Here is an 8197-nt window from a genome sequence, read left to right on the forward strand (position 1 = left end):
GAGCGCGGATCACCGTCCCTTCGGGGCCTGGCCGCCGACGGCCTCGGTGTCCGCGTACTTGACCTTGAGCTGGTCCAGATCGGTGAGGACGGACTGGTCGGTCTTCGCGAGGTCGTGGCCCGACCTCTCCAGCAGCCCGCCGAGTTCACCGCAGCGGGCGCTCACGTCGCCGACGTACTTCTTCCAGGAGTCGTACAACTCCTTCTGCGCGGCGGCGGTCTGGCAGCCGGTGGTGTCCCCGAGCCCGGCCTGTCCGTTCTCCAGCCCGGTCAACGCCTTGCTGATGTCGGCCTTCAGACCGGTGACGCCCTCGCCGGCCTTCACCCATGCCTTCTTCTCCGACTTCAGGCTTTCGGTGACCGGGATCCCGGTTCCGCCGCCGCCCGGATCCGCCGGATACTGGTTGAGCTGCATCTGTGTGGAACTCCGGGCCGCCGCGTCGGCCTTGAGTCCCTCCCACTCGTCCCATGCCATCCGCGAGTTCCCCCTCCTGCTCGGATTTGGCTCAGCGACCGCTGCCCCTGCCCCGGGCACCGGCCCCGCCCTGCGGTCCGTACTGGGTGTGCTGAACGGGACCATACTGGGTGTACTGGACGTTGCCGAAACTCTGGCCCCCGCCCTGCTGCGCGGCCCCTTGCGACGGGTAGTTCACCAGGTTCTGCGGAGCGTACGTCTGAGCGGCGGTGGCGACGGGTTGCTGCGCGGCCCACTGAGCCGCCTGGTCCTGAAGCACGTAGTAGTCGTTGTACAACGCCTGCGTCGCGGCCGGGGGTTGCGGGGGATTCGCGTAGGACCACGGCTCGCCGAGTTCGCCGGCCCAGTGCTGGGCGTGCTGCTGAATCTCCGGCTGGTAGTAGTTCTGCCTCCAGAACTCGGCGTACGTCCGGACGTGTCCGTCGATCTGGCCCTGCTCGGAGTGCTGGCCGCCGCTGGCCACGTGCCACTCGGCGTACTGGTGGCAGTACCGGTCGTACTGCGATGCCTGGCCGACCTCGGCACCGCATGCCGCCGCGTAGACGCGGTCCTGCGCCGTCTCCTGGTCCAGGCGCGCCTGTGCCTGCCATGTCTCGGCCGAGGCGAAGGGGTTGTCCACCGCGGCGACCAACTCGCTGTTCACGTCGTACGCGTCGACCCTGGCGATGTGGTCCGGCGTCATGCCCTTCCAGTGGACGACTTCCTGCTGATGGGCGTAGCTCGCCGTGCCGAGGGACATCGCGACGTCGATACCGCCCGGGGCGGACGGCGCGACGTACCGGTAGGCGTTGTCGGTGCCCGCTTCCCGGTGCAACGTGCCATGTTCCGGCTCCTCCTTGCGGGTGAAGCTGACCATCGCCGAATCGGTGCGCTGCTTCTGGTGGTACTGAAGGCTGCTGGGGGCCGCATCGCTCTTGGGCTGGAACCCCTCACTGAAGATGATCGCGGGCCGGCGCGAATCCCAGCGGTACAGCGGCTCACGGTCCGCCCGATACAAGGGCGGCCGGCCGGCGGCCGAGCCGGTCCTGGCCACGACGAGGTCTTCCGGCCGGGGGCCCTTCCTGGACGTACCGAAGCCCACCGTCGGCTGGGGAAGGTAGGTCACCTGCCGGGGGTACTCGCCGATCGCCTCGTTGAAACTCTCGACAGGGGCGTCTCTCGTGAAGGACCCCTCGCTGCCGTTGCTCGAACCGTAGTCCTCGACATCGGAATGCTCCGGCCGTCGCGGCAATGTCTCTCTCCGATCCCATCTCGCCGTCGAGCACATGCCGTGGCGCCAATCCTCCCGGCCGCTTCCGACCAAGATGTCCCACGGTGCTCCTTGATCCTTCCTACGTGACGGGGATACGAGCGGTTCAGTGACGCGTGCCTGGTCGGAGGGGTGTCCGGTCGGCGAAAATGTCTGCTCGGCCGCGCGCGCTCCTGCTAGACAGCCCCCATGAGCAAGGTCTCGATCCGCACCGCCTCTCTCGCCGAGGTCCCCGCCCTGCTGGCCTTCTGGGCCCGGTCCGCCGAGGGCGTCAGCATCACGGACGACATCGCCGGGGTCACGCGTCTGATCGTCCGCGACCCGGACGCCCTGCTGGTGGCCGAGTCGCCCGACGACGGGGCGATCGTCGGCACGGTCATCGCCGGTTACGACGGCTGGCGCTGCCACCTCTACCGGCTGGCCGTCGCCCCGGACCGCCGCCGCCAGGGCATCGCCGCCGCGCTGCTGGCCGCCGCGCACGAACGCTTCGCGGCACTCGGTGGCCGCCGGGCCGACGCGATGGTCCTGGACGACAACGAACTCGCCCAGCACGCCTGGCGGAACGCCGGCTACGAGGCGGAGGAGCAGTGGAGCCGCTGGGTCAGGCCGCTCTGACCTCCGCCGGTCCGGGCGCGGGCCAAACATTGGGCAAGAGTGATCCCGCTGCCCTGGCGGGGGTGCGGAAGCATCGCGCGAATCATGAACGCTCCCAATGCCGACTGTGGCCGATCACCCCAACTGGCTACTTTAAGTAGTTAGTTGAACGCGTTCGGCGATGGTCGCTGGCGCGCCGGTGAAATCGGAGGCAGAGAGCATGAAGTCGTACAAACGGTGGGGCATGGGGCTGGGAGCCGTCGTGGCGAGCGTCGGACTGATGTCGGGTTCGTTCAGCCCGGCGGTCGCCGTCGACTCCGCGGGAGCGCCTGCCGGAGCACGCGCGGACGCGGCCCCCCGGTCGATCGTCGCGCAGCAGTTCACGCTACGGCTGGCGAGCGACCCGAGACAGGTCGCCAACGTACGGGGAGCCTCCCCGGACAACGGTGCACCGGTCATCCAGTACCCGTGGTCCGGTACCGCCAACGAACGCTGGGAGGCGGACTCCGCCCTGGGCGGGTACTACCGGTTCAAGTCCGTGGGCAGCGGCAAGTGTCTCAACGTCGCCGGTGGCGGCACCGCCAACGGCACCCTGGTCATCCAGTACGACTGCGGCAACGCCGACAACGAACTGTGGAGATTCGTCCCCAAGGGCATCGGCTACCAGGTCGTCGTCAAGTCCAGCAACAAGTGCCTCAACGTCGCGGGCGGAGTCGGCGTGGGCAACTCCCTGATCCAGTACGACTGCACGCCCCAGGGCGTCCCCAACGACGTCTGGCTGCCCGTCTGGGAACCCGTCAATCTCTGAGCCCCCCACGGGCCGCCCATGGCTCCACCGGACCGGTGGAGCCATGGGCCGGACGTCGGACCTGCCAGGGGAACGGCCGGTTCACGCCTGGTGAAGTGCCGCGCGCAGGCGGGCGGCCAGGTCGGCGATCTCGTCGGGGGTCTGGTCGAGAATCCCGTTCTCGGTCATCAGCGCGTGATACTGCTGGCGCTCCGGCGGCACCCCGGGCGGCAACGCGGCGATGTGCCAGTGCAGATGGGAGTTCGCCTGCTGGCTGCCGAGGGAGAGCAGGTACGTACGCTCCGGCCGCAGCACACTCTCGACGGCGAGCGCCACACGCCGTACGACCAGCATGAGCCGCGCGTACGCCGCCTCGTCCAGGTCGCGTACGACGTGCTCCACGTGCGCCTTGGGCGAGACGAGCACCCGGCCGGGGAGAGTGGGCCAGCGGTCGAGAAAAGCGATGTGGTCGGCGTCCTCGTAGACCGTCTCGTGCCGGTAGTCGGGGTCCCCCCGGAGGAACGCGCAGACGAAACAGGGGCCGGAGCGGGCACGCTCTTCGTAGGCGGCGAGATCCATTTCCATGTCGGAGACCCTATGCCGGGGGCAGTTGGGCGCGGATGGCGTTGTCGAGATCGTCCATGGTGCGGCGGAAGGCGTGGTCGAGGTCGACGCCGTAACGGTGCGCGAGGATCAGGACGGACCAGAGGCAGTCGGCCAGTTCGTGTTCGAGGGCTTCCCGCCCGCCACCTGGCCGGGCGCCCTCCTCCGCCATGACGAGCTTCGCGAGGTCTCCTACGTCTCCGACGAACCCGAGCATGAACTCCTCGCGGGTCCACACCCGGCCGCGTACGCGCTGGTTGAGCTCGTCGTAGAGATCGTGGATCCGCAGTGCGCGTGCCTGTAACTCGTGCAGCTCCATGAGCGTTCACGCCTTCCGTCAGCTCTAGCATTGGGCCATGACGAGTCTCCCCTCACGGGTCGAACTGCGCCCGCTCACCCTCGCCGACCAGGACGAGTTCTGCTCGCTCGTGCGGGCCAGCGCCGAGCTGCACTCGCCGTGGATGCAGCTGCCGGCGACCCCGGAGGAGTTCCAGGCGTGGATGCGCCGCTTCGCCGACGGCACCAACCTGGGCTACGTCATCCGCGTCCGGGAGACGGGCGCGGTGGCCGGCATGGTCAACATCAACTCGGTCATCCGGGGCCGCTACCAGGGCGCGTCCCTCGGTTACGCGGCTTTCGCCCCGTCGGCGGGGCGGGGTTACATATCCGAAGGGCTCACCATCGCCCTGCGGCACGCCTTCGACGACCTGCGCCTCCACCGGCTGGAGGCGAACATCCAGCCGGGGAACAAGGCGTCCCTGGCCGTGGTCGAGCGACTGGGCTTCCGTTACGAAGGGCTGTCGCCCGACTACCTCTACATCGACGGGGCCTGGCGCGACCACGAACGCTGGGCCATCACCGCGCCGTCACCCTGGACGCCGGACCCTTCCCTCCCCGAACGCTAGGGACGCTCGCCACCGCCGACGTGGGCGACGAAGTCGCGCCAGGCGGTGGGGTGGAGGAGGAGTACGGGGCCGGAGGGCGCCTTGCTGTCGCGTACGGGGATGACGCCGGGGTAGCCGTCGGCCACCTCGACGCACTGGCCGCCGTCGCCGTTGCTGTAGCTGGACTTACGCCACTGTGCCGTGCTCAGGTCGGGTCGGGGGCGCATGGTTTGTTCTCCTCCAGCAGTCGCTCGATGAACGCCACAGAATCCCGCGGCGACAGGGCCAGGTCCCTCAGTAGATCGTAGGACAGGCGCAGTTTCTCGACCTCTGACGGATCTTCGATCAACTTTCCCGAGTGGGCGTCCTCCGTGTACGCGACCGCCCTGCCGTCCGGAAGCCAGAGGATGGTGACCGAGGTGCCCAGCAGGGCGTGCGGCCCCGCCTCAAAAGGCAACACCTGAAGCGTGACGTTTGGCAACCGGCTTGCTTCTAGAAGGTGTTCAAGTTGCCGCACCCACTCCTTGGGGTCGCGAGTCTTGCGCCGCAGTACGGATTCGTCCAGGACCGCGCGGAAGTGCGGTGCGTCCTCACGACGCAGCAGATCTTGCCGCCCCAGCCGCGCCGCGACCTCCTCCGCGAGTTCGTTCTCGTCGCGTGGTCGCGTTGCCTCGAAGACTTCGCGGGCGTAGCCCTCCGTCTGGAGGAGACCGTGAATGGCACCGACGGAGTACGCGTACTGAACCGTCGCCTTCGCCTCAAGTTCCATGAACCGCTTGTACTTGTCGGCGAACGCGTCCTCCCGCGCCAACTGCCACAGCATCGTGAGGCGGTCACCCGTTCCGTACACCGCGCTGAGCGCCGCGATCACCCCCGGTGACCCCACTCGCGCCCCCGTCTCCAGCTTGTGCAAGTACGCACGGTCATATGTCGTCTCCTCGCCCAGCGTGGCCAAGGACTTCCCCGACTCCTCCCGCAGCCGTGCCAGTTCCTTCGCGAGCATCTGCCGCGCTGACGGCCTCTGACCTGCGTTCGGCTTCCGTGCGCCCATGACAACTCCCCTGTGTCCAACGGCAACCCGGCTATGGCCGAGCCCTTTTGGACACGGCCGTATCTGCCGATTCTTGATGCACGGAACGTAGTTACGCAATGACGGAAGGTGGATCACCGGCATGTTCGAACCAGAGACTCGAACACCGTCCCGCGTCGCCGACGACGTGGCCGAACTGGAAGCCGTCGTGCACAGCGGCGGCTTCTGGCGGCTCGTACCCGAAGTCGTCCCCCGTGTGTACGCACCCGTGACACCTGAGCTGCTGCGGCGCGTTGAACAAGGCCTCAGGCGGGTGGCGCGGTGAGCGGCAGTGACGCGCGGCGGTTTCTGTCCCGGTTGATGAGTACGTTCGGTACGGATGGAGTGCTGGTGGTGCGGAAGATCGACGGTGACGGCGAGGCCGGCGACGCGGAACGGATTCTCGGGCCGGGCGCCGTGCTCGCCTGGCCCAAGTGCGAGTGCGGCAACCCGAAGTGTCCGGACTACGTACCGCCCCCGTCGGAGCTGAGCGCACGGCTGGCGGAGCGCAACCGGCACAGTCGGCGCGGTGGTGTCTGACGTATGGAAGTCTGACGTGATGACCATGCACGAGGATCAAGTGGACGTGACCGCCGAGACGGTGGGGGCCTTGATCGGGGAACAGTTCCCGCAGTGGCGCGGCAGGGAGATCCGGCTGCTGCCGTCGGCGGGGACGGTGAACGCCATCTTCCGTATCGGGGACGATCTCTCCGCTCGCTTTCCGCTTCGGCTGGCCGACGCCGCCGAGCTTCTGGTGGCGCTGGAGCAGGAGGCGGAGGCGGGCGCGGAGCTGGCGGGGGTGTCCACGGTTCCCGTGCCGGAGCCCGTCGCGCTGGGGAAGCCCGGGGCGGGTTATCCGATGCCGTGGTCCGTCCAGACGTGGCTAGACGGGACGGTCGCCTCGGACGCCGGGGCCGAGGCGGGTGTGGGTGGGTCGGACGGTTTCGCGAGGGATCTCGCGGGCTTCATCGGCGCCCTGCGTACGGCGGACACGCGGGGGCGGGTCTTCAGCGGCGGGGGCCGCGGCGGCGTACTGACGCAGCACGACGGGTGGATGGAGAAGTGCTTCGCGGAGAGCGGGGAGCTGCTCGACGTGCCCCGGCTGCGGGAGGTGTGGAGCCGGCTGCGGGGGCTGGGGCGTACGGGTGCCGACGTGATGAGCCACGGTGATCTGATCCCCGGCAACGTGCTGGTCGTGGGCGACGGGCTCGACCGGCTCGGGGGCGTACTGGACACCGGTGGCTTCGCTCCGGCGGATCCCGCGCTGGATCTGGTCGGCGGGTGGCACCTGTTGGAGCGGGGGCCGCGGGAGGTGCTGCGGCGGGAGCTGGGCTGCGACGACCTGGAGTGGGAGCGCGGGAAGGCGTGGGCGTTCGTACAGGCGATGGGCACGGTCTGGTATTACGTCGAGAGCAACCCGACGATGAGCACCATGGGGCGGCGGACTCTCGACCGCGTTCTGGAATCGACGGAGGAGCGCACGTGAACGACATCAGTGGGTTCAAGGACATCCCCCCGACCACGCTCGCCGACTTTCTCGGGCGCGAGCAGGTCATGGACATCGGCATTCGCCCGCTGTGGCCGTCGATGCCGCGTATCGCGGGTCCGGCGTTCACGGTGCGCTGCCCGGCCGGTGACAACCTCATGCTCCACGCCGCGATCTACCGCGCGGAGCCGGGCTCGGTCGTCGTCGTACAGGCCGGTGATGTGGACTACGCGCTGGCGGGCGGGAACGTGTGCGCCGTCGCGCAGCGGCGCGGGATCGCGGGGTTCGTACTCGACGGGGTGATCCGTGACCTGGGCGAGGTACGGGAGATGGGCTTCCCGGTCTTCGCGCGGGGCGTCATTCCGATTCCCGGGACCAAGGCGGCTGTCGAGCCGCTGAACCTCGATGTGCGGTGCGGCGGGGTGACGGTGCGCTCCGGCGACATCGTGGTGGCCGACGAGGAGGGCGTCGTGGTGACGCCGCACGGCCGTGCGGAGGAGGTGCTTTCCGCGTCGCGGGCGAAGCTGGCGAAGGAGGCGGCCGAGAGCCTGGACGAGTGGGAGGCGGCGCACCGCGCCCGTATCGAGAGGGTTCTGTCCGAGAACGGGGCCGCGTCGGATCCGGCTTAACCTCATGGAATGGTGCAGAGCAAGGCAAGCGACGTTGACGGCTATCTGACCGAGGTCCCTGAGGAACGCAGGGCCGTACTGAACAGGGTGCGGCAGCTGTGCAGGGAGGAGTTGGTGGGCTTCGACGAGGTCATGGCGTACGGGATGCCCGCGTACGAGCGGGACGGCGCGTGCGAGATCGCGTTCGCCAGCCAGAAGCAGTACATCTCGTTCTATCTCATGCGCAGTGACGTCCGCGAGGCGTTCGAGGAACGGCTGGCCGGGCAGGACATGGGCAAGGGGTGCCTGCGGTTCCGTAAGCCGGAGGGCATCGACTTCGACCTGCTGCGAGACCTGCTGAGGGCCACTGCGGCGCGGCCCGGCCCGATCTGTTGACGACGACGACGGCTTCGCGAGCGGTACGGGCCGCGCCGCAGTGGCCC

14 protein-coding genes are annotated in these 8197 nt (G+C 68.8%); 8 read left to right on the forward strand and 6 right to left on the reverse strand.

Annotated features, from left to right (window positions below; translation table 11 throughout):
* Positions 1 to 9 precede the first annotated feature (9 nt).
* Complete coding sequence (locus BHU15_RS11565; RefSeq protein WP_069627105.1) at positions 10 to 474, reverse strand: hypothetical protein; 465 nt, start codon at positions 472 to 474, stop codon at positions 10 to 12.
* 31 nt (positions 475 to 505) lie between these two features.
* Complete coding sequence (locus BHU15_RS11570) at positions 506 to 1579, reverse strand: scabin-related ADP-ribosyltransferase (protein ID WP_141726800.1); 1074 nt, start codon at positions 1577 to 1579, stop codon at positions 506 to 508.
* A gap of 333 nt (positions 1580 to 1912) precedes the next feature.
* On the opposite strand from BHU15_RS11570, the gene BHU15_RS11575 reads away from it, so the two are divergent.
* Positions 1913 to 2338: a GNAT family N-acetyltransferase gene (locus tag BHU15_RS11575; protein WP_069627107.1), complete on the forward strand. Its 426-nt coding sequence runs from the start codon at positions 1913 to 1915 to the stop codon at positions 2336 to 2338.
* Positions 2339 to 2537: 199 nt separating this feature from the next.
* Positions 2538 to 3125 carry an RICIN domain-containing protein gene (locus tag BHU15_RS11580; protein ID WP_069627108.1) on the forward strand — a complete coding sequence of 196 codons (588 nt, stop codon included), beginning with the start codon at positions 2538 to 2540 and terminating at the stop codon, positions 3123 to 3125.
* An 81-nt stretch (positions 3126 to 3206) separates the two neighbouring features.
* Here the strand turns inward: BHU15_RS11580 and BHU15_RS11585 are convergent, their stop codons facing one another.
* The gene (locus BHU15_RS11585) at positions 3207 to 3689 is read right to left on the reverse strand and encodes an HIT family protein (protein ID WP_247748430.1); all 483 of its coding nucleotides are present in this window, start codon (positions 3687 to 3689) and stop codon (positions 3207 to 3209) included.
* Between the two features lie 10 nt (positions 3690 to 3699).
* Positions 3700 to 4026, reverse strand: a complete 327-nt coding sequence (locus BHU15_RS11590) for a MazG nucleotide pyrophosphohydrolase domain-containing protein (RefSeq protein WP_069627110.1) — start codon at positions 4024 to 4026, stop codon at positions 3700 to 3702.
* Positions 4027 to 4063: 37 nt separating this feature from the next.
* Here BHU15_RS11590 and BHU15_RS11595 point away from each other — a divergent pair, with 37 nt between their 5' ends.
* Positions 4064 to 4612 (forward strand): GNAT family N-acetyltransferase, encoded by a 549-nt coding sequence (locus BHU15_RS11595; protein ID WP_069627111.1) that lies wholly within the window; start codon positions 4064 to 4066, stop codon positions 4610 to 4612.
* Here the strand turns inward: BHU15_RS11595 and BHU15_RS11600 are convergent.
* Together BHU15_RS11600 and BHU15_RS11605 are read right to left on the reverse strand one after the other, a co-directional pair.
* On the reverse strand, positions 4609 to 4818 hold the full coding sequence (locus tag BHU15_RS11600) for a DUF397 domain-containing protein (RefSeq protein WP_069627112.1): 210 nt from the start codon (positions 4816 to 4818) through the stop codon (positions 4609 to 4611). The two genes, BHU15_RS11595 and BHU15_RS11600, sit on opposite strands and share 4 nt — an antisense overlap.
* A complete protein-coding gene (locus BHU15_RS11605) occupies positions 4797 to 5642 on the reverse strand; it encodes a helix-turn-helix domain-containing protein (RefSeq protein ID WP_069627113.1) in 846 nt (281 codons plus the stop codon). The genes BHU15_RS11600 and BHU15_RS11605 overlap by 22 nt, the downstream gene beginning before the upstream one ends.
* Positions 5643 to 5763: 121 nt before the next feature.
* On the opposite strand from BHU15_RS11605, the gene BHU15_RS11610 reads away from it, so the two are divergent.
* The 5 genes from BHU15_RS11610 to BHU15_RS11630 are packed head-to-tail and all read left to right on the forward strand — an operon-like array spanning position 5764 to position 8150.
* Entirely contained in the window at positions 5764 to 5946 is a 183-nt protein-coding gene (locus tag BHU15_RS11610; protein WP_069627114.1) for a hypothetical protein, read from the forward strand.
* Between the two features lie 35 nt (positions 5947 to 5981).
* A complete protein-coding gene (locus tag BHU15_RS11615) occupies positions 5982 to 6200 on the forward strand; it encodes a hypothetical protein (protein ID WP_141724816.1) in 219 nt (72 codons plus the stop codon).
* Positions 6201 to 6219: 19 nt separating this feature from the next.
* Positions 6220 to 7146, forward strand: a complete 927-nt coding sequence (locus tag BHU15_RS11620; protein WP_069627117.1) for an aminoglycoside phosphotransferase family protein — start codon at positions 6220 to 6222, stop codon at positions 7144 to 7146.
* Positions 7143 to 7775: an RraA family protein gene (locus tag BHU15_RS11625; RefSeq protein ID WP_069627115.1), complete on the forward strand. Its 633-nt coding sequence runs from the start codon at positions 7143 to 7145 to the stop codon at positions 7773 to 7775. The genes BHU15_RS11620 and BHU15_RS11625 overlap by 4 nt, the downstream gene beginning before the upstream one ends.
* Positions 7776 to 7784: 9 nt before the next feature.
* The gene (locus BHU15_RS11630; protein ID WP_069627116.1) at positions 7785 to 8150 is read left to right on the forward strand and encodes an iron chaperone; all 366 of its coding nucleotides are present in this window, start codon (positions 7785 to 7787) and stop codon (positions 8148 to 8150) included.
* Positions 8151 to 8197 lie beyond the last annotated feature (47 nt).

The organism is Streptomyces niveus, assembly GCF_001723055.1.
Lineage (GTDB): Bacteria > Actinomycetota > Actinomycetes > Streptomycetales > Streptomycetaceae > Streptomyces > Streptomyces niveus.